This is a genomic window from Rhodosalinus sp. 5P4 (assembly GCF_041365695.1).
Lineage (GTDB): Bacteria > Pseudomonadota > Alphaproteobacteria > Rhodobacterales > Rhodobacteraceae > Rhodosalinus.
Genome location: NZ_JBGFSJ010000004.1, coordinates 366,914 through 388,784, shown reverse-complemented (window position 1 = coordinate 388,784; position 21,871 = coordinate 366,914). Strand labels below are relative to the sequence as shown.

The following is a 21,871-nucleotide window of genomic DNA, read 5'->3' as shown; positions in this document are numbered from 1 at the left end:
TTTTCGATCGAAAATTCGCGCGGCCGGGCCGGCGTTGCTAGGAATTTTCGGTCGAAAATTCCTCTTCAGGCCCAGACGCACTCGGCCGCCGCGCGAATGGCGCGGATGTGTTCTCCGTAAGGTGCGGGGTCTTGCGCCGAGCCGCCCTTGAAAACCGCCGAGCCCGCCACGAGCACGTCGGCGCCGGCCTCCGCGACGCGGGGCGCGGTCGCCGCGTCCACGCCTCCGTCCACCTCGAGGTGGATGGGGCGATCGCCGATCATCCGCCGGAGCGCCGCGATCTTGGGAAGCTGGCTTTCGATGAAGCTCTGCCCGCCGAAGCCCGGGTTCACCGTCATCACGCAAACGAGCTCCACCAGGTCGAGCACTTCCGCCACGGCCTCGGCCGGCGTGCCGGGATTGAGCGCGACGCCCGGCTTCACGCCCGCCGCCCGGATCGCCTGCAACGTGCGGTGCAGGTGCGGTCCCGCCTCGACGTGGGCGGTCAGGATGTCCGCGCCCGCCTCGGCGAAGGCGCCGATCAGCGGATCGACCGGCGCGATCATCAGGTGCACGTCCATCACGGTGGAGATGTGCGGGCGCAGCGCCTTGCACATGGCCGGGCCGAAGGTGATGTTCGGCACGAAATGGCCGTCCATCACGTCCACATGGACCCAGTCTGCGCCCTGCGCCTCGACGGCGCGGCACTCCGCGCCGAAATCGGCGAAATCGGCGGCGAGGATGGAGGGGGCGATCTTCACGGCGGGCATGGGACACTCCTTTGCGGCTGGCGCCGATATAGGGCCGGGCGTGCCCGCTGTCAGCCCGTCTTGAAGGGCGCCATGCCCTCGCGGGCGAGCTGGTCGGCGCGCTCGTTCTCGGGGTGGCCGGCATGGCCCTTCACCCATTCCCACGTCACGTCGTGGCGCGCCTGCGCGGCGTCGAGCCTTTGCCAGAGCTCGGCGTTCTTCACCGGCTTCTTCGACGCGGTCTTCCAGCCGTTGCGTTTCCAGCCGTGGATCCAGCCGGTCACCCCGTTCTTCACATAGGCGCTGTCGGTGACGACCGTGATCGCGGAGGCGCGGCCCAGCGCCTCCAGCGCCGCGATGGCGGCCATCAGTTCCATGCGGTTGTTGGTGGTGGCGGGCTCGCCGCCCTTGAGCTCGCGTTCCTTCAGGACCGACTCGCCCTCGACGGCCTGCAGGAGCGCGCCCCAACCGCCGGGGCCCGGATTGCCCGAACAGGCGCCGTCGGTGAAGGCGTAGAGCTTGGCCATGCGGGGCGGCTTAGCCGCGCCGGGCGGGGGCCACAAGGGCCGCGAAGGTCACCCAGTCGGCCATCGCGCCGTCCAGCCCCTTGTCGCGGCCGCGCCGGCGGGCGACGATCTCGAAGCCGGCCTCGGCCAGTAGTGTCTCGAGTTCGGCTTCGGTGTAGTAGGTGTAAAGCCGCCCCAGCCGGTCGCGGGTGGCGCCGGTGCCCGTCTTGCCCCCGATATGGAAGCGGCCGCGTGGCTTCAGCGCGCGGCGGATCGCGGCGAGATGGCGGGGCATGGCCTCCCGCGGGGCATGCAGCAGGCTGAAATTGGCCCAGATCCCGTCATACGTCGCTGTGCCGCCGATCTCCTCGAAGCTTGCCTGCCAGGCGGTGACGCCGGGCTGCGCGGCGGCAAGGCGCACCATCTCGGCGGAGGCGTCGGTCGCATCCACGGCAAGGCCGGCCTCGGCCATCGCCGCCGCCGCGATCCCCGGCCCGCAGCCGAGATCGAGCACGCGGCCGCCCCTGGGCAGAGCCGCGATGAAGGCCAGCAGATCCGGATCGTCGCGCAGCCCGGCCGTCACCTTCGCGTAACGGCCGGCTTCGGCGTCATAGACGGACACGGTCTCCCGGTCGGAGGTCACGCGAACACCCCCACGGCCAGGCAGATCACGACGATCGCCGTCAGGAGCAGGCGCAGCGGCATCCACCAGCCCGGGGCGAGGCCCTGCCGGGCGAAAAGCCAGTCGAGGCCGAGAAGGCCGACGAACCCCGCGATCAGGCTGATGCCCGCATGGGTCGGACCGCCCCCCGTCATGAAAAAGGCCCAGAGCGCAGGGATGACCGAGAGCGCGTAGCCGGTCGCCGCCACCGCGCCGTCGGCCTTCGTGGCGAAGCCCCAGAGCACCCCGGACATGAAGGACAGGATGATCGCGCCGTAGAACAGCAGCACGTAGGGCCCGACGAAGCGGGGGCCCAGGGCTTCAACGCCCCAGGCCTGAAGCGCGGGGTCGAGCATGGTGAGCGCGCCCCAGACGAAGGGGATCAGCCCCGCGAGGCCGAGGGTAAGGGCAGCTGTGGGAATCCGGGTCATCGCGCCGTGCCCGCCACCTTGTCCTGCATCCGCCCGGCGGCGGGGGCGGATGCGCCAAGGGCGCTCCGGCCAAGGGCATCGCGCCGGAGACGCGCCACCGGAGCGCGCCCGCGGATCGGGGTGTCGGCGAAAGATGCGTGCCCCGCCAAACGTCGGCCGTCGCGCCGGCGGCGATCTTCTGCGGCGATGTCGAAGAGGGTACGGCCCCGGTGCAGCAGCGCCCGCTGCGCCCTGGCGCCGAAATGCTCCTGCATCAGGCCGGTTCCCTCAGCACGCGCGGCACCTTGAAATTGACGTTCTCCTGCGCCGTCTCGACCTGCTCCACCGTCACGTCGTACCGGTCGCGGAAAGCGTCGATGACTTCTTCCACCAGCTCCTCGGGAGCCGAGGCGCCGGCGGTGACGCCGATGCTGGAGATACCGTCGAGCGCGCGCCAGTCGATGTCGCGCGCGCGCTGTACGAGCTGGGCGTAGGGGCAGCCCGCGTTGCGTCCGACCTCGACCAGGCGCTGCGAGTTCGACGAGTTGGGCGCGCCCACCACGAGCATCGCGTCGGCGCGCGGGGCCATCGCCTTCACCGCCTCCTGCCGGTTGGTGGTGGCGTAGCAGATGTCCTCCTTGTGGGGGCCCAAGATGGCGGGGAAGCGGGCCTTCAGCGCGGCCACGATGCCCGCCGTGTCGTCCACCGAAAGGGTCGTCTGGGTGACGAAGGCAAGCCTCTCGGGGTCGCGGACTTCGACCCGCGCCACGTCCTCCACCGTCTCGACGAGGAGGACCTCGCCTTCGGGAAGCTGGCCCATGGTGCCCACCGTCTCGGGGTGGCCGGCGTGGCCGATCATGATCATCTGAAGACCGTTCTCGTGATGCCGCTCGGCCTCGATGTGCACCTTCGAGACCAGCGGGCAGGTCGCGTCCACGAAAAGCATCTCGCGCCGCGCGGCCTCCGCCGGCACGGCTTTCGGAACCCCGTGGGCGGAAAAGATCACCGGCCGGTCGTCGGGGCACTCGTCGAGCTCTTCCACGAAGACCGCGCCCTTGGCGCGCAACCCGTCGACGACGAACCGGTTGTGGACGATCTCATGGCGGACGTAGACGGGCGCGCCCCATCTCTCGAGCGCCAGTTCCACGATCTGGATCGCACGGTCCACGCCCGCGCAGAAGCCGCGCGGCGCGGCGAGGTAGAGGGTGAGGGCGGGTTTGGTCATCGCGGCCTCCGGGATCATGCTCAAGACCTAGACTCCAGCGGGCAGCGCGTCCAGAGACCGGCACCCCGCGCGTTCGTGAATTGACAGCCTTGCAGGGCGACGGCATCCGGAACTGGTGTGCGCATATCCGGACGGAGACCCCCGAATGATGCCCATCGCCCTCATGGCCGCGCTGCTTCTTGCGGGACCGGCCCTCGCGGAAGGGATGCTTCCCTACGAGGAACCGTCGCGGGTCGCGAACGGAGAGGAGATCTACGGAACCCATTGCGCGGCCTGCCACGGCGCGGCGCTGGAGGGCGCGCCCGACTGGCGCGCGCCGGGCGCCGACGGCCTGATGCCCGCGCCCCCGCATGACGCCTCGGGCCACACCTGGCATCATGCCGACGCGCTTCTGGTGGATATCGTCACGCGCGGGACGGAGGCGGTCGTCGGCGGCGACTATCGCTCCGGCATGATCGGCTTCGGCGAGGTGCTGACGAAGGACGAGATCCTGGACGTCCTTGCCTTCATAAAGAGCACGTGGCCCGAAGAGATCGTCGAGATCCACAACGACGTGAACCGCCGCGCCGCCATCTTCAGGGACTGACCGCGCCCGTGGCCCAGGCCAGCGCGGCGTAACGGCCGGTCTTGGCGGCGGTGACGAGGACGAGGAACAGCCAGGGCGGCGTGCGCATGATCCCCGCCACCACGGTGAAGGCGTCGCCGAAGGGCGCCCAGCTCAGAAGCAGAGTCCACACGCCCCAGCGGGCGTACCAGCGCTGGGCGCGGTCCAGGTCGGCCTCGCGGACCGGGAACCAGCGACGGTGCCGGAAATGCTCGATCCAGATGCCCATCACGTAATTGACGACGGCGCCGAGCGTGTTGCCCAGCGAGGCGACCACCACGAGCAGCCAGGGCGGCGAGACGCCTCCCGCCTGCAGGCCCACGAACAGGATCTCGGACTGGAACGGAAGGATGGTCGCCGCCCCGAAGGCGACGACGAAAAGGCTGGCGAGCGCTGAGATCTCGGCCCACATGGCGCGATCGGGCGGGGTGCGTTCAGTCCCCGGTCGCCACGCGGATGTCGCGGTCTGCCGGCTGCTCGCGCGGCGGGCGGCCGATCACGTCCTTGAGATCCTCGAGCTCGATGAAGTTGTCGGCCTGCCGCCGCAGCTCGTCCGCGACCATGGGGGGCTGGCTGCGCAGGGTGGAGACGACCGACACCCGGACGCCTTGCCGCTGAAGGCTTTCGACGAGCGGGCGGAAATCGCCGTCGCCGGAGAAGATCACGATGTGATCGATCCGGGGGGCGAGTTCCATCGCGTCGACGGCCAGCTCGATGTCCATGTTCCCCTTCACCTTGCGGCGGCCCTGCGCGTCCGTGAACTCCTTCGCCGGCTTCGTGACCATGGTGAAGCCGTTGTATTGCAGCCAGTCGACCAGCGGGCGGACCGGCGAATACTCCTCGGTGTCCAGGATCGCGGTGTAATAGAACGCGCGCAGAAGCTTGCCCCGGCGCATGAACTCGTGCCGCAGAAGCTTGAAATCGATGTCGAAGCCGAGCGCCCGCGTGGCCGCGTAGAGGTTCGAGCCGTCGATGAACAGCGCAAGCCGTTCGTCCTTGTAAAACATCCGGGATCCTTCCAATTGTCGTGGCCGGTGGCGCGCGTGCGACGGCGCTGCCGGGGAAAACGTCGTTCCAGCAATAATTCACGAGGATAGCTTATCGGCCCCGAACCTCAAGAGACCCGGAGCAGCGCGCGTGGCGGCATCGGGACCGCGCTGATCGCGCTCGGCGCGAACGTGCCGCGCCCGGGGCGCACGCTGCGCGAGACGCTGGAAGCGGCGCTGTCCGACCTTGCCGCGGGCGGGGCCCCGGTGCGCGCGGTCAGCCGCTTCTACCGGACGCCGTGCTTTCCCGCGGGCGCGGGGCCCGATTACGTCAACGCCGCCGCGGTTCTGGAATGGGACGGCCCGCCGCGCGGGCTGCTGGATCTGCTGCACGCGGTGGAGCGCGCGCACGGGCGCGAGCGCGTCCGGCGGTGGGGGCGGAGGACGCTGGACCTCGATCTTCTCGCGCTGGGCGACGCGGTCCTGCCCGACCGCGCCACGTTCGAGGCCTGGCGCGCCCTGCCGCCCGTGGCACAGTCCGAGGAGGCGCCGGGGGAACTGATTCTTCCACATCCCAGGATGCATGAGCGCGCCTTCGTGCTGGTGCCGCTCGCCGAGGTGGCGCCGGGCTGGGTGCATCCGGTGCTCGGCGCGGACGTGGCGCAGCTTTGCCGCGCCTTGCCGGACGACCTGCGCGGCGAGGTCGTGCCGCTCTGATTCGCCGCTTGCGTTTTTCCTGCGTGGGCGCTAGACATTCGGCTTTGCTCCCGCACCTGATGAATTGGAGTGCCCATGGCCCGCGTGACCGTCGAAGACTGCGTCGACAAGGTTCCCAATCGGTTCGAACTTGTCATGCTCGCCGCGCATCGCGCCCGCGAGATCTCGGCCGGCGCGCCACTCAGCGTCGAACGCGACAACGACAAGAACCCGGTGGTGGCGTTGCGCGAGATCGCCGACGAAACCCAATCCGCAGACGCGCTGCGCGAGCGGCTGATCGAGTCGAACCAGACCCAGATCGAGGTGGACGAGCCCGAAGAGGATTCCATGTCGCTTCTGATGGGCGGCGGCTCGGAAGCCGACAAGCCGGCAGAGGATGAAATGCCCGACGAGACGCTTCTGCGCCAGCTTCTCGAGGCACAGAGACAGGGCTGACACTGGAACTCGAGACCGAAACGCGTATCGGCGGGGCGGAAGACCTCGCCGCGCGCATCAAGAGCTACAACCCCCGCAGCAACGCGGGCCTGATCGGCCAGGCGTTCGAGTATGGTCGTGCCATGCACGAAGGCCAGTTCCGCCATTCCGGAGAGCCTTACTGGAGCCATCCCGTGGCGGTGGCCCATATCCTCGCCGAGCAGCGGCTCGACGACGCCACCATCGTCACCGCGCTTCTCCACGACACGATCGAGGACACGAAATCCACCTACTCCGAGGTCGCGACGCGGTTCGGCGACGAGGTGGCGATGCTCGTGGACGGGGTGACGAAGCTTACCAACCTGCAACTCAGCTCCTCCGAGACGCGGCAGGCGGAAAATTTCCGCAAGCTCTTCATGGCGATGTCCAAGGATCTCCGGGTGATCCTCGTGAAGCTGGCCGATCGCCTGCACAACATGCGCACCATCAAGGCCATGCGCCCCGACAAGCAGGCGCAGAAGGCGCGCGAGACGATGGACATCTACGCGCCCCTCGCCGGGCGCATGGGCATGCAGTGGATGCGCGAGGAGCTCGAGGATCTCGCTTTCCGGGTGCTCAACCCCGAGGGGCGCGCCTCGATCATGCGCCGTTTCATCACGCTTCAGAAGGAAGCGGGCGACGTGATCGAGCGGATCACGGGCGACATGCGCTACGAGCTGAAGGCCGCCGGCATCGAGGCCGAGGTGTTCGGCCGTGCCAAGAAGCCCTACGCGATCTGGCGCAAGATGCAGGAGAAGGAGCTCGCCTTCTCCCGGCTTTCCGATATCTACGGTTTCCGGGTCATCACGCGATCCGAGATGGACTGCTACCGCGCGCTGGGCGCGATCCACCAGCGCTGGCGCGCCGTGCCGGGCCGGTTCAAGGACTATATCAGCCAGCCCAAGTCGAACGGCTACCGCTCCATCCACACCACGGTGTCCGGGCGCGACGGCAAGCGCGTCGAGGTGCAGATCCGCACGCAGACCATGCACGACGTCGCCGAGACGGGCGTGGCCGCGCACTGGTCCTACAAGGACGGGGTGCGCGCCGAGAACCCGTTCGCGGTCGATCCGGCCAAGTGGATCTCGCAACTGACGGAGCAGTTTGACGCCGAGGAAGACCATCACGAGTTCCTCGAGGCGGTGAAGCTCGAGATGTACTCGGACCAGGTGTTCTGCTTCACGCCCAAGGGCGACGTGGTGAAGCTGCCGCGGGGCGCGACGCCCATCGACTTCGCCTTCGCGATCCATACGCGGATCGGCAGTTCCTGCGTCGGCGCCAAGATCGACGGGCTGCGCGTGCCGCTCTGGACGCGTATCAAGAACGGTCAGTCAGTGGAGGTCATCACCGCTGAGGGCCAGACGCCGCAGCCGTCCTGGCTGGAGATCGCGATTACCGGCAAGGCCAAGTCGGCGATCCGACGCGCCCTGCGCGAGCAGGACCGCGAACGCTTCGTGCGCCTCGGCCGCGAACTGGTGCGCGCAGCCTTCGAGAACGTGGGCAAGAAGGCCACGGACAAGGCGCTCGACACCGCCGCCAAGCGGCTGCGCCTGCCCGACCGGCACGAGATCCTGGCACGCATGGGCTCGGCCGAGCTGACCGCGCAGGAGGTGGTGCGGGCGGTCTACCCCGATCTCGCGCCGAAGGACGTCGCCCAGATCGACACTTCGCGCGCCGTGATCGGCCTCGATCCCGGCCAGAATTTCGAGCGCGCGCCGTGCTGCCAGCCGTTGCCGGGCGAGCGGATCGTGGGCATCACCTGGCGCGGGCGGGGGGTGGTGGTCCACGCGATCGATTGCGGGGTCCTCGCCCAGTTCGAGGACCAGCCCGCGCGCTGGATGGACCTGCACTGGCAGGCCGGAAGCCACCCGCCCGTCTACACGGTGACGCTCGACGTCACCATCGGCAACGACGCCGGCGTTCTGGGACGTATTTGCACATTGATCGGAGAGCAGAAGGCCAATATCTCGGATCTCGAATTCGTCGACAGGAAACCCGATTTCTATCGCCTGCTGATCGACGTGGACCTGCGCGACGCCGAGCATCTGCATTCGATCGCCTCGGCGCTGGAAGCCGAGAGCGACGTGGCCGCGGTCGAGCGGTTTCGCGACCTCTCCCGTTCCTCGCAGGAGCCGCGCGCGAGCTGAAGGAACGCCCCCGTGGTCTTCAAGCGCCGCGACAGACGCACCTGGTGGACGGTCATGGCCACCGCGCTTTGGCCCAAGGGGGGCTGGGGGCGTGCTTTCCGTTACGTCAAGTATCGGATGCGACGCCTGCCGGGCACGCCGGAAAGTATCGGGCGGGGCATCTGGGCGGGCGTCTTCGTGACCTTCACGCCGTTTTACGGGCTTCATTTCTTCATCGCCATGGCGATGGCCTGGATGATGCGCGGCAACGTCATCGCCTCGCTGTTCGGAACGTTCTTCGGCAATCCGCTCACCTATGTCCCGATCGGGGTCATCTCCCTGAAGACCGGTCACCTCCTCATGGGGACCACCTTCGACGAGAAGGACGGCCGGTCGCTGCTCGACAAGTTCATGGGGGCGGGGGGCGATCTGCGCGACAATCTCTGGGCCTGGCTCACCGGCGCGCCGCAGGACTGGCGCGGGCTGGCGGTCTTCTACGACGACGTGTTCCTGCCCTACACGATCGGCGGGATCATTCCCGGGATCATCGCCGCCACGGCCATGTATTTCCTGTCCGTGCCCGTGATCCGCGCCTATCAGAAACGCCGTGCCGCCAAGGTCATGGAGCGGCTGGAAAAGAAGTTGCATCGCGCTTCTTCTGCCGGGGCTGACGAACGCTCCGGCACGCAGTAGGCGGACGCGCGACCAAAAGGAGGACCGCATGGCCCAACCCGATCTCAGGCTCGGCGTGAACATCGACCATGTGGCGACGGTGCGGAACGCCCGCGGCGGCGCCTTTCCCGACCCGCTGCGCGCGGCGAGGCTGGCCGAGGAGGCCGGCGCCGACGGCATCACCGCGCATCTGCGCGAAGATCGCCGCCATATCACCGATGCCGATATCGAGGGGCTGATGGGCGCGCTGAGCGTGCCGCTCAACTTCGAGATGGCCGCCACCGACGAGATGCAGGCGATCGCGCTGCGCCACGGGCCGCATGCCGTCTGCATCGTGCCCGAGAAGCGCGAGGAAAGGACGACCGAGGGCGGGCTCGAGGTCGCGCGGGAGGAAAACCGGCTGGCCCATTTCATCGCCCCCCTGCGCGAGGCGGGCTGCCGGGTGTCGATCTTCATCGCCGCCGAGCGCGCGCAGGTCGAGGCCGCGCACCGGATCGGGGCGCAGGTGATCGAGCTGCACACCGGCGCCTATTGCGACGCCCATGCCGAGGGGCGCTTCGCCGACCGCGACGCCGAGCTTGCCCGGCTGGCCGAGATGGCCGCCTTCGCGTATGGCCTGGGGCTCGAGGTGCATGCCGGCCACGGGCTCACCTACGACACGGTGGGTCCCGTCGCCGCGCTTCTCGAGGTCCGGGAACTCAACATCGGGCATTTCCTCATCGGCGAAGCGATCTTTCGCGGGCTCCGGGGCGCGATCGAGGAGATGCGCCGGATCATGGATCACGCCCGCACCGACGCGGCATGACGCCCGCCCCCATCCTTCTGCGCCGCTGGGCGGCGGCGCTTGTCGCGGCGCTGGTGGCCCTCGTGGCGCTGTGGCACCTCGAATCCGCCCGCTTCGGCATCGGGATCGACCGCTTCCACGTGGGCGAGACGCCCGTGACGCGCTACGCCGCTCCGGGCGCGGGGGGTCCCCTCGTCGTCATCGCCCATGGTTTCGCGGGCTCGCGGCAGATGATGCAGGCCTACGCGCTGCCGCTGGCGCGGGCGGGCTATCGCGTCTGGGTCTTCGACTTCGAGGGGCACGGGCGCAACCCGGTGCCGATGTCGGGCGACGTGGACAGCATCGACGGCACCACGCAGCGGCTGGTCGACCAGACGCTGCGCGTCGTGGGCGAAGGCCGCGCGCGCGAAGGCTGGGACGGGGACGTGGCGCTTCTGGGCCATTCCATGGCGACCGACATCATCATCCGCGCCGCGCTTCGCGAACCGGGCCTCGGGCCGGTCGTCGCCATATCGGCGTTCAGCCAGGCGGTGACCCCGGAGGCGCCCGAGCGGCTCCTGATGATTTCCGGCCAGTGGGAGCCCGGCCTGCGCGACTTCGCGCGCGACGCGCTGCGCATGGTCGATCCCGCGGCCCGCGAGGGGGAGACGGCGCGCGCCGGCGACGTCGTCCGCCGCGCGGCCATGGCGCCGCTCGCCGAACATGTCGCCGTGCTCTACAGCAAGGCGGGGCGGGAGGAGGCGCTGGCGTGGCTCGATGCCGCCTACGGGCGCGAGAGCGCCGTCGCCGTGCCCCGCACGGGGCCGTGGCTGCTGGCGCTTCTGGCATCGGTGGTGACGCTGGCCTGGCCGCTTTCCCATCTGCTGCCCGACAGGCGCGTTCCGCGCGCCCCTCTTCCGGCGCGCCGCTTCGCGATCGCGGTGACGGCCCCGGCGCTGCTCGCGCCGCTCATCTCCGTGCCGATAGACGTGAACGCGCTGCCAGTGCTGGTGGCCGACTACCTCGCCGTGCATCTCCTGGTCTTCGGGGGCGTGCAGCTCGCGCTTCTGCGCTGGTTCGGCGTGCCGCTCGGCCGGGTCTCGCCGGTCGCCACACTGGCGCTGCTCGTCTGGGGGCTCGGCGTGTTCGGCTTCGTGCTCGACCGCTACGGCGCGAATTTCTGGCCGACGGCAGAGCGCGGGTGGATCATCCTCGCCCTCGCGGCGGGCGCGGTGCCCTTCATGCTGGCCGACGCGCTGATCACGATGGGCGGGCGCGCGCCGCGAGGGCAGCGGATCGCGGCGCGGCTCGCCTTCTTCCTGTCGCTGGGCCTCGCCGTGGCGCTCGATTTCGAGCGGCTTTTCTTCCTCGCGCTCATCGCCCCGGTGATCGTGCTCTTCTACGTCGTCTACGGGCTGATGGGACGCTGGGCGGCGCGCACCGGCGGCGCCGCGGCGGCCGGCCTCGCCCTGGGCCTCATCCTCGCCTGGGCGCTCGGCGTGAGCTTTCCGCTCTTCGCGGAAGGGGGGGCTGGCGGATGATCCTCGGCGTCGGCACCGATCTTGCCAACATCGAGCGCATCGCGCGCACGCTCGAGCGGTTCGGCGACCGGTTCCGCAACCGCGTCTTCACCGAGGAGGAGCAGCGCAAGTCCGAGCGACGGCGCGACACGGTTGGTACCTACGCGAAGCGCTGGGCGGCGAAGGAGGCGTGCTCCAAGGCGCTGGGCACCGGGCTGCGCATGGGCATCGCCTGGAAGGACATGCATGTGAGCAACCTCCGCACCGGCCAGCCGATCATGCACGTCACCGGCTGGGCGGCGGAGCGCCTCGCGGAGATGACGCCGCAGGGCCATGTCGCGGTCATCCATGTCACGCTGACCGACGATCATCCCTGGGCGCAGGCCTTCGTGGTGATCGAGGCGCTTCCGGAGCCCTGAAGCTGGACACCGGGTGCGGATCTCTGGCCTGTTGATGGCGTCGCCTCCAGGAAAGGAGCTTCTTCCCATGTCCGACACCGTCCGCCGGGTGCGGCGCACGTTCCGCGACCTCGGACTCGCGCTGCTCAATGCGACGCTGATCCTGATCGCGGTCTGCCTGTTTTTCGGGATGCGCCTCGCGACGACGCTCGAGGATGTTCAGAATGGCTTCGCCGCCGCGCTGTCGGAGGCCGCGTCCGAGCTTTCTCCGCTCGGCCGGGGCGCGGAGGCGCTGGCCGCGGAGGTTGCCGCGCTCCGGTCCGATATCGCGAGCCTGAGGGCGGAGGCGGCCGGCCTGACGGGCGACGACGCGCGGCGACTCGAGGCGCGCCTGGAGAAGGCCGAGGCCAGCCTGGCCGAAATGCAGGCGGCCGCGCTCGGCCTCGGCACCGTGGCGGCGGATCTGGCCGCGGATCCGGGCGCGGCGCTCGACCGCGCCGTCGACCGCGCGGTCGCCGCCGCGGCGGCAGAGGCGACGGCCGCCCTCTCCGCGCTGCGCGGCCGCGCGCCGCAGGACGGCTGAGCGCAGGGCGTCTGCCTTGACACCCCCTGCGCCCGCGCCCATGAAGCGCCGGCAACACACAGCCGGAGGCATCCCATGGCGGAGGCGAAAAAAGGCAGCGCGGTCGTCGAGACCGTCAAGACGATCGTCTACGCCCTCCTGATCGCCGGCGTGTTCCGCACGGTCTTCTTTCAGCCCTTCTGGATACCCTCGCCCTCGATGAAGGAAACGCTCCTCGTGGGCGATTTCCTCTTCGTCAACAAGATGTCCTACGGCTATTCCTATGCCTCCTGCCCGTCGATCCGGATCGGGGCCATCGGGCTCGACATCGACGCCGAGGATTTCTGCGGATGGCTTCAGGGCGGCGAGGGCCGCTTCCTCGGAAGCGAGCCGGTGCGCGGCGACGTGGCGGTGTTCCGCCACCCCGGCAACGGGCGCGATTTCATCAAGCGCGTGGTCGGCCTGCCCGGAGACCGCATCCGGATGGTGGACGGGGTGCTGCACATCAACGGCGACCCAGTGGAGCTCGAACCCGCGGGCACCTTCACCGAGATCATGGAGCCCCAGGGCCCGCAGGGCATCCGCCCGCGCTGCGCCAACGCGCCGGTGGGCGACGGCGCGGTGTGCGAGAAGGAGCGCTTCGTCGAGACGCTGCCCAACGGCGAGACGCACACGGTGCTCAACATCGGCCGGCAGGCCGCGGACAAAACGCCCGTCTACACGGTCCCGGAAGGGCACTACTTCATGATGGGCGACAATCGCGACAACTCCTCCGACAGCCGCGTGCCGGGACAGGTGGGCGGCGTGGGCTTCGTGCCGCACGCCAACCTGATCGGCCGCGCCGACCGGATCATGTTCTCGTCGGCGGGGCGGTCGATGCTGTTCTTCTGGACGTGGCGCGGCGACCGGTTCTTCAAGGGGATCGATTGAAGCTTTCGGCGGACATCCGGGCCTTCGAGGCGCGCATCGGACACGCCTTCGCGCGGCCCGCGCTTCTGGCCGAGGCGCTGACCCATGCCTCGCGGTCGGGCCCGACGCGCCCCGACAACCAGCGGCTGGAATTCCTCGGCGACCGGGTGCTGGGCCTCGTGATGGCCGAGGCGTTGCTCGAAGCCGATCACGAGGCTGCCGAAGGGCAGCTCGCCCCGCGCTACAACGCGCTCGTCCGCAAGGAAACCTGCGCCGACGTGGCGCGCGAGGTGGGCCTTGGCGACGTCCTGAGGCTGGGCCGGTCCGAGATGATCTCGGGCGGGCGGCGCAAGCAGGCGCTCTTGGGCGACGCGATGGAGGCGGTGATCGCCGCGGTCTATCTCGACGCCGGCTACGCCGCTGCGCGCGCGCTCGTGCTGCGCCTCTGGGGCCCGCGCGTGGGCGGGGTCGAGGCGGATGCCCGCGACGCCAAGACCGCGCTTCAGGAATGGGCGCAGGCGCGGGCGCTGCCTCCGCCGAGCTATGTCGAGACAGGGCGCACCGGACCGGACCACGCGCCGGTATTCACCATAGAGGCGCGGCTGGCCGATGGCCGCGCGCAGGCGGCGCAAGCCGGCAGCAAGCGACAGGCCGAGCAGGAGGCCGCGCGCCGTCTGCTGGCGGAGGTGACAGGCGAATGACCGAAAACCCCACTCGCGCGGGCTTCGTCGCCCTGATCGGAGAGCCCAATGCGGGCAAGTCCACGCTCACCAACCGGATGGTGGGCGCGAAGGTCTCGATCGTGACCCACAAGGTGCAGACGACGCGGGCGCGCGTCCGCGGCGTGGCGATCGAGGGGCCCGCGCAGATCGTTTTCGTGGACACGCCCGGCCTCTTCCAGCCGCGGCGCCGGCTCGACCGGGCAATGGTCGCGGCCGCGTGGGGCGGGGCGGCGGACGCCGACATCGTCGTGCTGCTCGTCGAGGCGCATCGCGGCGTCACCCCGGGGGTCGAGGAGATCCTCGAGCGCCTGCGCGAGATCGCCGGCGGACGGCCCGTGGCGCTCGCCATCAACAAGATCGACCGGGTGGCGTCGGAGCGGCTTCTCGCGCTCGCCCGCGATCTCAACGACCGGTTCGACTTCGCGCGCACCTTCATGATCTCGGCCGAGAAGGGCCATGGCGTGGAGGATCTGCGCCGCTGGCTCGCCGAGGAACTGCCCGAGGGGCCGTGGCTCTACCCGGAAGACCAGATCGCGGACCTGCCGTTGCGCATCATCGCGGCCGAGACGACGCGCGAGAAGGCGACGCTGCGGCTGCATCAGGAACTGCCCTACCAGCTGACCGTCGAGACGGAGAGCTGGGACGAGCGCAAGGACGGCTCCGCGCGGATCGAGCAGGTGATCTACGTCGCGCGCGACGGGCACAAGGGCATCGTGCTCGGCCACAAGGGCGAAACGATCAAGGCGATCTCGAAGGCGGCGCGGGAAGAGCTCGAGGAATTCCTCGGCCGCAAGGTGCATCTCTTCGTGCAGGTGCGCGTCCGCGAGAACTGGCAGGAAGAGGCCGAGCGCTACGACCAGATGGGTCTCGATTTCCGCGACGGCGGCTAGGAGCGGCCGATCCAGCGCCAGATGAGCCAGCCGGCGGCGCCCAGCATGGCCAGATTGGCTGCGAGCTGGAGGACGGGCCATGGCCCGCCGAGACCCAGAACGACGGCGGCGAGGTTGACGGCAGCACCGGCGATCAGGATCGCCTTGACGACGAAGGGCACGGAACTGGACATGACGAAGCTTCCCTTTCGTTCCGCAAGCTATACGCGCGGCGCGCGGCGGCAAGGGTGCGCCGGGGTTGCGGGGCGATGCGCATGGAACGGCTGACCGCGCGCTTCTGGGTGGAGGCCTACCTGCGGCGTCTGACGCTCGCCGGGGTGCCGGCCTATGTCACGGCGCGCGGTGACCCCCAGGCGGGCGCGGTTCTGGTGAAGCTCGCCACGCTCGACGGGCGTGCGCGGGTCTTCTCGCGCTTCTCCGACCCGATGGCGGGAACGCGGCGCTGGGAGGTTCTGGCCGAGGGGCCGGAGCCGGAGGTGGACGCCGCCGTCGCGCGCCAGCGTGCCGTCGATCCCGATCTCTGGGTGATAGAGGTCGAGGATCGCGCGGGCCGGCACCTGCTGGACGAGCCGGGGCTCGACGGCTGAGGATGGACAGCGCCGCCCCCGCGGGGCAGGGTTGCGGCATGGAATGGCGTGACGAAGGGCTTCTGCTGGCGGTGCGTCCGCACGGCGAAAGCGCGGCGATCATCGAGGTCTTCACCGAGGCGCATGGCCGCCACGCCGGCGTCGTGCGCGGCGGCACCTCGCGCCGCGTCGCGCCGATCCTGCAGCCCGGCGCGCAGCTCGACCTCGCGTGGCGCGCCCGGCTGGAAGAGCATATCGGCAGCTTCACGGTGGAGCCCGTGCGCTCCCGCGCGGCGACCGCGCTTGGCGACAGGCGGGCGCTCGCCGGTCTTTCCGCGGTCACGGCGCTGCTGGCCTTCTGCCTGCCCGAGCGCGCCCCGCACCCCGCTCTCTATCGCCGCAGCGTCGCGTTGATGGACCTTCTGCCCGAGGCGGAGCTCTGGCCGCTCGCCTACCTGCGCTGGGAGCTTGCGCTGCTCGAGGAGATGGGATTCGGCCTCGACCTGTCGGCCTGCGCCGTGACGGGCGCGACCGAGGGGCTCGCCTACGTCTCCCCGCGCACGGGTCGGGCGGTGACGCGCGCGGCGGCCGGAGACTGGGCGGATCGCCTTCTGCCGCTGCCGCCCTGCCTCGTCGGCGCGGGCGAGGCGGAGGAGGACGAGATCGCGCAGGCGCTCGGCACCACGGGGCATTTCCTGCATCACCATCTCGCGCCGCAGCTCGGAGACCGGCCGCTGCCGCAGGCGCGTCAGCGCTACGTCGACCTGCTGGCCCGCGAAAGCGCGCGGGCATGAGCGGCGCGCGCCCCGGCGAGGTGGCGCTCGGCTTCGAGCCCGGCGCGGAACCCGAGGCAGGGCTCTGCTTCATCGGGCGCATCCGGTCCGACTGGCGCGCGGGCGACTGTCCGCGCAACATGCGTCAGGCGCGGGAGAGAGGCGGCGGCAACGCAAGGATCGAACTTGACGCACCTTACCGCGCGGGGCTGCGCGGGCTCGCCGAGGATCAATGGATCTGGCTTCTGGCATGGTTCGGGGCCAAGCGGCGCGACCTCATCGTGCAGGCGCCGGCCCATGCCGACGGGCCGCGCGGCACCTTCGCGCTTCGCTCGCCGGTGCGGCCGAATCCGGTGACGATGCAGCTGGTGCGGATCGTGTCGCTGGACATGGACACGGGCGTGCTGAAGATCGACGCGACCGACGCCTTCGACGGGACACCCGTGCTCGATATCAAGCCGTGGCTGCCCGGTATCGACCGGCCCGAGGGTGCCGGACCACAATGATCCTGCGCGCCGGCGCCGGTTCGCCGTGGCGCCGCGCGCGGCGGCGTGGTTCACTGCAGCCGATGCGTTCCGCCATACCCCTGGCGGGCGCGCGGCTGGAGGGAGGCAGGAGATGGATCGAAACACCTATATCACGCGGGCCGAGGATCAGCTCGACTGGCTCGATGGCCGGATCGACGAGCTGAAGGAGAAGGCCGAGAAGGACCAGGCGGAGGCCCGCGAAGACTACGAGCGCCGGGTCGCCGCCTTGCAGGAACGCGCGGACGAGGCGCGCGCCACGCTCGACCGGATGCGGGCGGCCGGCGATGGCGCGTGGGACGAGCTGAAGGCTGGGTTCGAGAGCGCGTGGAAGGACATCTCCTCGGCCGTGGAGCGCGCCGACGGCAGGTCGGGGTCGTGAAACATGCAAAGGCCGCCGGCCCGGACGGGGCGGCGGCCCTTGCGATGACCCTTGAAGGGGCCGTGCGGGGGCTCAGCCGAGCAGCCGCCGCGCGATGACCTGCGCCTGGATCTCCGCGGCGCCCTCGAAGATGTTGAGGATGCGCGCGTCGCACAGGATGCGGCTGATCCCGTATTCCAGCGCGAAGCCGTTCCCGCCGTGGATCTGGAGCCCGTTGTCGGCCGCGGCCCATGCAACGCGCGCGCCCAGAAGCTTGGCCATGCCGGCCTCGAGGTCGCAGCGCCGCTCCTCGTCCTTCTCGAAGGCCGAGAAATAGGTGAGCTGGCGCGCCACCATGATCTCCACCGCCATCATGGCGAGCTTGCCGGAGACGCGCGGGAAGGCGATGAGCGGCTTGCCGAACTGCTTGCGATCCTGCGCGTAGCGCATCGCCACGTCGAGCGCGGACTGCGCCACGCCAACGGCGCGCGCGGCGGTCTGGATGCGCGCGCTCTCGAAGGTCTGCATGAGCTGCTTGAAGCCCTTGCCCTCCTTGCCGCCGAGCAGGTTCTCTCCCTTCACGCGGAAGCCGTCGAAGCCGAGTTCATACTCCTTCATGCCGCGGTAGCCCAGAACCTCGATCTCGCCGCCGGTCATGCCGTCGGTCGGGAACGGATTCTCGTCGGTGCCGGGCGTCTTCTCGGCCAGGAACATGGACAGGCCGCGGTGGTCTGTGCTCTCGGGATCGGTGCGCGCGAGCAGCGTCATGACATGGGTGCGCGTGGCGTGGGTGATCCACGTCTTGTTGCCCGTGACCAGGTAGTCGCCGTTTTCATCCTTGACCGCCCGGGTGCGCAGCGCGCCGAGGTCCGAGCCCGTGTTGGGTTCGGTGAAGACGGCCGTCGGTAAAACCTCGCCCGAGGCGAGCCCCGGAAGCCATCTTTCCTTCTGCTCGGCGGTGCCGCCGCAGATGATGAGTTCGGCCGCGATTTCCGACCGGGTGCCGAGGGAGCCCACCCCGATATAGCCGCGCGAGAGCTCTTCGGAGACGACGCACATGGAGGCCTTCGACATGCCCAGCCCGCCATATTCCTCGGGGATCGTGAGGCCGAACACGCCCATCTCGGCAAGCTCGCGGATCGTCTCCATGGGGATGAGCTCATCCTTGAGGTGCCAGTCATGCGCGTATGGCTCGATCTTGTCCACGGCGTAGCGGCGGAACTGCTCGCGGATCATCTCGAGCTCTTCGTCGAGACCCGTGGCGCCCACGGTCGCCTCTGCGGCGCGCTCCTGCATGAGCTCCACGAGGCGCGTGCGCGCGGCCTGGGTGTTGCCCTCCCGGGTGAGCGTCAGGACCTCGGGCGCCATCAGCGCGCGCATGTCCTCCTGCGAGAGGCCGATGTCCTGAAGCCGCAGGATCTCGCCCTGGCTCATGGGGATGCCGCCCTGGATCTGCCAGAGGTATTCGCCGAAGGCGATCTGCAGGATCAGCTGCTCGGTCTCGCCGAAGCGGCCTTCGGCGTCCAGCTTCTCGGCCCAGGCCTGCATCTGGCGCAGCGATTCGACGTAAGTCGCCAGCCATGCGAGGCCGTGCGCGGCAGTCTGGTGCAGCTCCACCAGCGTGCCCGACACGCGGCCGTCTTCCGTCACCTCGGCGCGCAGCCGCTCGGTGGCCGTTTTCAGGATCGTCTCGGCCGGGGCCACGGCCGCGGCCGTCAGTCCGAGGAGACCGGGGAGGATAACTTGCGGTGCGGCGGTCAGGTCCTGTCCGTCATGGGCCATGATTCACATCCTTGTCCTGCGTTGCGGTGTCCTAGTGGTTTTGCAGGCGCAGCGCAATAAAAATGCCCGTACCTGCGGCCTTTCGACCGATTGTTGCGCCCCCGTTTCGCTGCGGCGCAGTGTCACGGGGCCGTCCCGGCGGCACGCGCCAGACCCCGCGCCGTGCGTTGATGGGGTTCGAGCTAATCCATCTGCCCACGAAAGCCATACGGCCGGTGCCAGCGGCACAGGACGGGCATGGAAAGCGCCGGACCGATGCCGCGCCCCGAAGGCATGGCGCCCTACCCGCGTGGCGGGGGGACGGCAGCACACGACGAAGGCGCCTTGCCCGGGGGCAGGGCGTCGCGCGGTTCAGCCGAGGGCCGCCGCCTTCACGTCCTCGTCGATGTAGGGAACATACTTCTCGAAATTGTCCGCGAACATCTGCACGAGCTTGCGGGCCTGCACATCGTAGGCGTCCGGATCGTCCCAGGTGCGCCGCGGGTCGAGCAGCACTTCGGCCACGCCGGGAACATCGACCGGCACGTCGAAGCCGAAATTCGGATCCTTGCGGAACTCCGCCTCCGACAGCGACCCGTCGAGCGCCGCCGAAAGCAGCGCGCGGGTCGCCTTGATCGGCATGCGTGATCCGGTGCCATAGGCGCCGCCCGTCCAGCCGGTGTTGACGAGCCAGCAGGTCGCGCCGTGCTTGGCGATCTTCTCGCGCAGGAGGTTGCCGTAGACCTCGGGGCGGCGCGGCATGAAGGGCGCGCCGAAACAGGTGGAGAAGGTGGGTTCCGGCTCGGTCACGCCGCGCTCGGTGCCCGCGACCTTGGAGGTGAAGCCCGACAGGAAGTGATACATCGCCTGCGCGGGCGAGAGTCGCGCGATGGGCGGGAGCACGCCGAAGGCGTCGCAGGTGAGCATGATGACGTTCTTGGGATGCCCGCCAAGCGCCGTGTCCGAGGCGTTGGAAATGTAGTCCAGCGGGTAGGCGCAGCGCATGTTCGCGGTCAGGCTGTCGTCGTCGAAATCGAGTTCGAGCGTTTCGGGATCGAACACCATGTTCTCGATCACGGTGCCGAACTTGCGCGTGGTGGCGTAGATCTCGGGCTCGGCCTCGGGCGACAGGTTGATGGTCTTGGCGTAGCACCCGCCCTCGAAGTTGAAGGTGCCGCGGTCGGACCAGCCATGCTCGTCGTCGCCGATGAGCACACGCTCGGGGTCGGCCGAGAGCGTGGTCTTGCCGGTGCCCGAGAGCCCGAAGAAGACCGCCGTGTCCACCGGGTTGCCCGGCGCGTGATTGGCCGAGCAGTGCATCGGCATGATGCCCTTCTCGGGAAGGATGTAGTTGAGCAGCGTGAAGACGGATTTCTTGTTCTCGCCGGCATATTCCGTGCCGCCGATCAGGATGATCTTCTTCTCGAAATTCATCGCGATCACCGTGTCCGAGCGGCAGCCGTGACGCTCGGGATCGGCGCGGAAGGAGGGCGCGTTGATCACCGTGCAGTCCGCGGTGAACCGGTCGAGCGCCGCGCGCTCGGGCCGGCGCAGCAGGTGGCGGATGAAAAGCCCGTGCCATGCGAGTTCGGTGATCACGCGAACGTCGATGGAGTAGGCCGGGTCGGCGCCGCCGACGAGGTCCTGCACGAAGAGGTCGCGCCCTTCGAGATGCGCCAGCATGTCGGCGTGAAGCGCGTCGAAGCCCTCGGGCGACATCTCGGCGTTGTTGTCCCACCAGATGTGGTCGGCCACGTCCGGCGTGCGGACCACGTGCTTGTCACGGGGCGAACGGCCGGTGAACTTGCCCGTGGTCACCAGAAGCGCGCCGCCCCGGCCGAGCGTACCCTCGCCGCGCTTGAGCGCCTCTTCGACCAGCGCCGGCTCGGTAAGGTTGTAATGGACAGTGCCGGCCTTCGCGATGCCCTGGTCCTCGAGGCGGAAGTTCGGGTTCACCCGTCCGATGGTCATCTTGGCTCGCTCCTTTTCGCCGCGATACCGGCGCCGCAATCTCCGTTACCGGGCCCACGCGCCCGGCCGGGGAGGGCTGCCCGGCACCGCTGGTGTCGCGTCCTTAGCACGCGCCCGCAAGAGGTGAACAGGGAACCCGGTTCAGTTAGCGCAACCACGCGGGTGGTTAGCGCAATCATCGCCGGCGAATGTCGCGGCGTTGTCCACGGAATGCCGCAATTCAGCCGCCGCTAACCAAATTGTGGCGCAATCGCCTCGTAGTCTCGAGCCGAATCGCTGTGTGGGATTGATCGAAACGCGGAGGAAGCTCATGGTCATGGAAAAACTCGAAGAGCACAAGAGCAGCACAAGGACAGCTGGCATGTCGAAGATCGCACTGGTCGATGACGACCGGAACATTCTCACGTCGGTCGCCATGACGCTGGAGGCGGAGGGTTTCGAGGTCGAGACCTACAACGACGGCCAGTCGGCGCTGGAGGCGTTCAACCGCCGGATGCCCGATATGGCGGTCCTCGACATCAAGATGCCGCGCATGGACGGGATGGATCTGCTTCAGCGGCTTCGCCAGAAGTCGTCGATGCCGGTCATCTTCCTGACCTCGAAGGACGACGAGATCGACGAGGTGCTCGGCCTGCGCATGGGCGCGGACGATTACGTAAAGAAACCCTTCTCGCAGCGGCTGCTGGTCGAGCGGATCCGCGCGCTTCTGCGCCGGCAGGACGCGGTGGCCGGCGACGTGCTGGGCACCACCGAAGAGACCAAGGTCATGGTGCGCGGCAACCTCACGATGGACCCGCTGCGCCACGCCGTGACGTGGAAGGGCAACGACGTGTCGCTCACCGTGACCGAGTTCCTGCTGCTGCAGGCGCTCGCCCAGCGGCCCGGCTTCGTCAAGAGCCGCGACCAGCTCATGGACGTGGCCTACGACGATCAGGTCTATGTGGATGACCGCACGATCGACAGCCACATCAAGCGGCTTCGCAAGAAGATGCGCGGGGTGGATACCGAGTTCTCGGCGATCGAGACGCTCTACGGGATCGGCTACCGCTACAACGAAGAATAA

Annotated in this window: 28 protein-coding genes; 17 read left to right on the top strand and 11 right to left on the bottom strand. The window is 69.3% G+C overall.

The features are described from left to right. Nucleotides 1–65: 65 nt before the first annotated feature. Genes rpe through ispH form a run of 6 tightly spaced genes read right to left on the bottom strand, consistent with a single transcriptional unit; the run spans nucleotide 66 to nucleotide 3,530 of the window. Nucleotides 66–749: a ribulose-phosphate 3-epimerase gene (gene rpe, locus AB6A69_RS09855; protein WP_371060617.1), complete on the bottom strand. Its 684-nt coding sequence runs from the start codon at nucleotides 747–749 to the stop codon at nucleotides 66–68. 50 nt (nucleotides 750–799) lie between these two features. Next, nucleotides 800–1,255 carry a ribonuclease HI gene (gene rnhA / locus AB6A69_RS09850; RefSeq protein ID WP_371039064.1) on the bottom strand — a complete coding sequence of 152 codons (456 nt, stop codon included), beginning with the start codon at nucleotides 1,253–1,255 and terminating at the stop codon, nucleotides 800–802. A gap of 10 nt (nucleotides 1,256–1,265) precedes the next feature. Beyond that, nucleotides 1,266–1,877, bottom strand: coding sequence for a class I SAM-dependent methyltransferase (locus AB6A69_RS09845; RefSeq protein WP_371060616.1), 612 nt, complete (start codon nucleotides 1,875–1,877; stop codon nucleotides 1,266–1,268). Beyond that, complete coding sequence (locus tag AB6A69_RS09840) at nucleotides 1,874–2,326, bottom strand: DUF3429 domain-containing protein (RefSeq protein ID WP_371060615.1); 453 nt, start codon at nucleotides 2,324–2,326, stop codon at nucleotides 1,874–1,876. The genes AB6A69_RS09845 and AB6A69_RS09840 overlap by 4 nt, the downstream gene beginning before the upstream one ends. Continuing rightward, nucleotides 2,323–2,580 carry a hypothetical protein gene (locus tag AB6A69_RS09835; RefSeq protein WP_371060614.1) on the bottom strand — a complete coding sequence of 86 codons (258 nt, stop codon included), beginning with the start codon at nucleotides 2,578–2,580 and terminating at the stop codon, nucleotides 2,323–2,325. The genes AB6A69_RS09840 and AB6A69_RS09835 overlap by 4 nt, the downstream gene beginning before the upstream one ends. Then, nucleotides 2,580–3,530, bottom strand: coding sequence for a 4-hydroxy-3-methylbut-2-enyl diphosphate reductase (gene ispH, locus AB6A69_RS09830; protein ID WP_371039060.1), 951 nt, complete (start codon nucleotides 3,528–3,530; stop codon nucleotides 2,580–2,582). Before ispH ends, AB6A69_RS09835 begins: the two co-directional genes overlap by 1 nt. Before the next feature lie 145 nt (nucleotides 3,531–3,675). Between ispH and AB6A69_RS09825 the strand changes: the two genes are divergently transcribed. After that, nucleotides 3,676–4,116, top strand: coding sequence for a cytochrome c (locus AB6A69_RS09825; RefSeq protein WP_371060613.1), 441 nt, complete (start codon nucleotides 3,676–3,678; stop codon nucleotides 4,114–4,116). On the opposite strand, the gene AB6A69_RS09820 is transcribed toward AB6A69_RS09825, so the two are convergent. Both AB6A69_RS09820 and AB6A69_RS09815 read right to left on the bottom strand, forming a co-directional pair. Next, on the bottom strand, nucleotides 4,106–4,546 hold the full coding sequence (locus tag AB6A69_RS09820) for a YqaA family protein (RefSeq protein WP_371060612.1): 441 nt from the start codon (nucleotides 4,544–4,546) through the stop codon (nucleotides 4,106–4,108). The two genes, AB6A69_RS09825 and AB6A69_RS09820, sit on opposite strands and share 11 nt — an antisense overlap. Nucleotides 4,547–4,568: 22 nt before the next feature. Next, the gene (locus AB6A69_RS09815; protein WP_371039057.1) at nucleotides 4,569–5,141 is read right to left on the bottom strand and encodes an NYN domain-containing protein; all 573 of its coding nucleotides are present in this window, start codon (nucleotides 5,139–5,141) and stop codon (nucleotides 4,569–4,571) included. Nucleotides 5,142–5,234: 93 nt separating this feature from the next. Here AB6A69_RS09815 and folK point away from each other — a divergent pair, with 93 nt between their 5' ends. The 11 genes from folK (at nucleotide 5,235) to era (ending at nucleotide 14,852) form a co-directional block, all read left to right on the top strand. Next, complete coding sequence (folK, locus tag AB6A69_RS09810; protein WP_371060711.1) at nucleotides 5,235–5,837, top strand: 2-amino-4-hydroxy-6-hydroxymethyldihydropteridine diphosphokinase; 603 nt, start codon at nucleotides 5,235–5,237, stop codon at nucleotides 5,835–5,837. Nucleotides 5,838–5,912: 75 nt separating this feature from the next. Beyond that, complete coding sequence (rpoZ, locus tag AB6A69_RS09805; protein ID WP_371039056.1) at nucleotides 5,913–6,272, top strand: DNA-directed RNA polymerase subunit omega; 360 nt, start codon at nucleotides 5,913–5,915, stop codon at nucleotides 6,270–6,272. A gap of 26 nt (nucleotides 6,273–6,298) precedes the next feature. Continuing rightward, complete coding sequence (locus AB6A69_RS09800; RefSeq protein WP_371060710.1) at nucleotides 6,299–8,437, top strand: bifunctional (p)ppGpp synthetase/guanosine-3',5'-bis(diphosphate) 3'-pyrophosphohydrolase; 2,139 nt, start codon at nucleotides 6,299–6,301, stop codon at nucleotides 8,435–8,437. 12 nt (nucleotides 8,438–8,449) lie between these two features. Continuing rightward, on the top strand, nucleotides 8,450–9,109 hold the full coding sequence (locus AB6A69_RS09795; protein WP_371060611.1) for a DUF2062 domain-containing protein: 660 nt from the start codon (nucleotides 8,450–8,452) through the stop codon (nucleotides 9,107–9,109). 28 nt (nucleotides 9,110–9,137) lie between these two features. Then, entirely contained in the window at nucleotides 9,138–9,893 is a 756-nt protein-coding gene (locus AB6A69_RS09790) for a pyridoxine 5'-phosphate synthase (RefSeq protein WP_371060610.1), read from the top strand. Continuing rightward, nucleotides 9,890–11,392: an alpha/beta hydrolase gene (locus AB6A69_RS09785; RefSeq protein WP_371060609.1), complete on the top strand. Its 1,503-nt coding sequence runs from the start codon at nucleotides 9,890–9,892 to the stop codon at nucleotides 11,390–11,392. Before AB6A69_RS09790 ends, AB6A69_RS09785 begins: the two co-directional genes overlap by 4 nt. Beyond that, entirely contained in the window at nucleotides 11,389–11,790 is a 402-nt protein-coding gene (acpS, locus tag AB6A69_RS09780) for a holo-ACP synthase (protein ID WP_371039052.1), read from the top strand. The genes AB6A69_RS09785 and acpS overlap by 4 nt, the downstream gene beginning before the upstream one ends. 67 nt (nucleotides 11,791–11,857) lie before the next feature. Continuing rightward, nucleotides 11,858–12,352 (top strand): hypothetical protein, encoded by a 495-nt coding sequence (locus AB6A69_RS09775; RefSeq protein ID WP_371060608.1) that lies wholly within the window; start codon nucleotides 11,858–11,860, stop codon nucleotides 12,350–12,352. 75 nt (nucleotides 12,353–12,427) lie between these two features. After that, nucleotides 12,428–13,261: a signal peptidase I gene (gene lepB, locus AB6A69_RS09770; protein WP_371060607.1), complete on the top strand. Its 834-nt coding sequence runs from the start codon at nucleotides 12,428–12,430 to the stop codon at nucleotides 13,259–13,261. Beyond that, nucleotides 13,258–13,941 (top strand): ribonuclease III, encoded by a 684-nt coding sequence (rnc, locus tag AB6A69_RS09765; protein WP_371039049.1) that lies wholly within the window; start codon nucleotides 13,258–13,260, stop codon nucleotides 13,939–13,941. Before lepB ends, rnc begins: the two co-directional genes overlap by 4 nt. Continuing rightward, entirely contained in the window at nucleotides 13,938–14,852 is a 915-nt protein-coding gene (era, locus tag AB6A69_RS09760) for a GTPase Era (protein WP_371039048.1), read from the top strand. The genes rnc and era overlap by 4 nt, the downstream gene beginning before the upstream one ends. Here era and AB6A69_RS09755 read toward each other — a convergent pair. Further along, nucleotides 14,849–15,025 (bottom strand): hypothetical protein, encoded by a 177-nt coding sequence (locus AB6A69_RS09755; protein ID WP_371060606.1) that lies wholly within the window; start codon nucleotides 15,023–15,025, stop codon nucleotides 14,849–14,851. The genes era and AB6A69_RS09755 overlap by 4 nt on opposite strands. A gap of 81 nt (nucleotides 15,026–15,106) precedes the next feature. On the opposite strand from AB6A69_RS09755, the gene AB6A69_RS09750 reads away from it, so the two are divergent. From AB6A69_RS09750 to AB6A69_RS09735, 4 genes are all read left to right on the top strand, one after another. Beyond that, nucleotides 15,107–15,439, top strand: a complete 333-nt coding sequence (locus AB6A69_RS09750) for a DUF1491 family protein (protein WP_371056157.1) — start codon at nucleotides 15,107–15,109, stop codon at nucleotides 15,437–15,439. A gap of 38 nt (nucleotides 15,440–15,477) precedes the next feature. After that, nucleotides 15,478–16,212, top strand: coding sequence for a DNA repair protein RecO (gene recO, locus AB6A69_RS09745; RefSeq protein WP_371056156.1), 735 nt, complete (start codon nucleotides 15,478–15,480; stop codon nucleotides 16,210–16,212). Beyond that, nucleotides 16,209–16,697, top strand: coding sequence for an SAM-dependent methyltransferase (locus AB6A69_RS09740; protein WP_371039045.1), 489 nt, complete (start codon nucleotides 16,209–16,211; stop codon nucleotides 16,695–16,697). The genes recO and AB6A69_RS09740 overlap by 4 nt, the downstream gene beginning before the upstream one ends. A gap of 112 nt (nucleotides 16,698–16,809) precedes the next feature. Then, nucleotides 16,810–17,097: a hypothetical protein gene (locus AB6A69_RS09735; protein ID WP_371039044.1), complete on the top strand. Its 288-nt coding sequence runs from the start codon at nucleotides 16,810–16,812 to the stop codon at nucleotides 17,095–17,097. Nucleotides 17,098–17,169: 72 nt separating this feature from the next. Here the strand turns inward: AB6A69_RS09735 and AB6A69_RS09730 are convergent, their stop codons facing one another. Further along, nucleotides 17,170–18,858: an acyl-CoA dehydrogenase family protein gene (locus AB6A69_RS09730; RefSeq protein ID WP_371060605.1), complete on the bottom strand. Its 1,689-nt coding sequence runs from the start codon at nucleotides 18,856–18,858 to the stop codon at nucleotides 17,170–17,172. 351 nt (nucleotides 18,859–19,209) lie between these two features. Beyond that, nucleotides 19,210–20,808 carry a phosphoenolpyruvate carboxykinase gene (locus tag AB6A69_RS09725; protein WP_371060604.1) on the bottom strand — a complete coding sequence of 533 codons (1,599 nt, stop codon included), beginning with the start codon at nucleotides 20,806–20,808 and terminating at the stop codon, nucleotides 19,210–19,212. A gap of 361 nt (nucleotides 20,809–21,169) precedes the next feature. Here AB6A69_RS09725 and AB6A69_RS09720 point away from each other — a divergent pair, with 361 nt between their 5' ends. After that, a complete protein-coding gene (locus tag AB6A69_RS09720) occupies nucleotides 21,170–21,871 on the top strand; it encodes a response regulator transcription factor (RefSeq protein WP_371039041.1) in 702 nt (233 codons plus the stop codon).

What these genes read in the sequence shown, in the direction of transcription:
- rpe (WP_371060617.1), bottom strand. Translation starts at nt 749, where the DNA reads ATGCCCGCCGTGAAGATCGCCCCCTCCATCCTCGCCGCCGATTTCGCC.
- rnhA (WP_371039064.1), bottom strand. Translation starts at nt 1,255, where the DNA reads ATGGCCAAGCTCTACGCCTTCACCGACGGCGCCTGTTCGGGCAATCCG.
- AB6A69_RS09840 (WP_371060615.1), bottom strand. Translation starts at nt 2,326, where the DNA reads ATGACCCGGATTCCCACAGCTGCCCTTACCCTCGGCCTCGCGGGGCTG.
- AB6A69_RS09835 (WP_371060614.1), bottom strand. Translation starts at nt 2,580, where the DNA reads ATGCAGGAGCATTTCGGCGCCAGGGCGCAGCGGGCGCTGCTGCACCGG.
- ispH (WP_371039060.1), bottom strand. Translation starts at nt 3,530, where the DNA reads ATGACCAAACCCGCCCTCACCCTCTACCTCGCCGCGCCGCGCGGCTTC.
- AB6A69_RS09825 (WP_371060613.1), top strand. Translation starts at nt 3,676, where the DNA reads ATGATGCCCATCGCCCTCATGGCCGCGCTGCTTCTTGCGGGACCGGCC.
- AB6A69_RS09820 (WP_371060612.1), bottom strand. Translation starts at nt 4,546, where the DNA reads ATGTGGGCCGAGATCTCAGCGCTCGCCAGCCTTTTCGTCGTCGCCTTC.
- AB6A69_RS09815 (WP_371039057.1), bottom strand. Translation starts at nt 5,141, where the DNA reads ATGTTTTACAAGGACGAACGGCTTGCGCTGTTCATCGACGGCTCGAAC.
- rpoZ (WP_371039056.1), top strand. Translation starts at nt 5,913, where the DNA reads ATGGCCCGCGTGACCGTCGAAGACTGCGTCGACAAGGTTCCCAATCGG.
- AB6A69_RS09790 (WP_371060610.1), top strand. Translation starts at nt 9,138, where the DNA reads ATGGCCCAACCCGATCTCAGGCTCGGCGTGAACATCGACCATGTGGCG.
- AB6A69_RS09785 (WP_371060609.1), top strand. Translation starts at nt 9,890, where the DNA reads ATGACGCCCGCCCCCATCCTTCTGCGCCGCTGGGCGGCGGCGCTTGTC.
- acpS (WP_371039052.1), top strand. Translation starts at nt 11,389, where the DNA reads ATGATCCTCGGCGTCGGCACCGATCTTGCCAACATCGAGCGCATCGCG.
- AB6A69_RS09775 (WP_371060608.1), top strand. Translation starts at nt 11,858, where the DNA reads ATGTCCGACACCGTCCGCCGGGTGCGGCGCACGTTCCGCGACCTCGGA.
- lepB (WP_371060607.1), top strand. Translation starts at nt 12,428, where the DNA reads ATGGCGGAGGCGAAAAAAGGCAGCGCGGTCGTCGAGACCGTCAAGACG.
- era (WP_371039048.1), top strand. Translation starts at nt 13,938, where the DNA reads ATGACCGAAAACCCCACTCGCGCGGGCTTCGTCGCCCTGATCGGAGAG.
- AB6A69_RS09755 (WP_371060606.1), bottom strand. Translation starts at nt 15,025, where the DNA reads ATGTCCAGTTCCGTGCCCTTCGTCGTCAAGGCGATCCTGATCGCCGGT.
- AB6A69_RS09750 (WP_371056157.1), top strand. Translation starts at nt 15,107, where the DNA reads ATGGAACGGCTGACCGCGCGCTTCTGGGTGGAGGCCTACCTGCGGCGT.
- recO (WP_371056156.1), top strand. Translation starts at nt 15,478, where the DNA reads ATGGAATGGCGTGACGAAGGGCTTCTGCTGGCGGTGCGTCCGCACGGC.
- AB6A69_RS09740 (WP_371039045.1), top strand. Translation starts at nt 16,209, where the DNA reads ATGAGCGGCGCGCGCCCCGGCGAGGTGGCGCTCGGCTTCGAGCCCGGC.
- AB6A69_RS09735 (WP_371039044.1), top strand. Translation starts at nt 16,810, where the DNA reads ATGGATCGAAACACCTATATCACGCGGGCCGAGGATCAGCTCGACTGG.
- AB6A69_RS09730 (WP_371060605.1), bottom strand. Translation starts at nt 18,858, where the DNA reads ATGGCCCATGACGGACAGGACCTGACCGCCGCACCGCAAGTTATCCTC.
- AB6A69_RS09725 (WP_371060604.1), bottom strand. Translation starts at nt 20,808, where the DNA reads ATGACCATCGGACGGGTGAACCCGAACTTCCGCCTCGAGGACCAGGGC.
- AB6A69_RS09720 (WP_371039041.1), top strand. Translation starts at nt 21,170, where the DNA reads ATGTCGAAGATCGCACTGGTCGATGACGACCGGAACATTCTCACGTCG.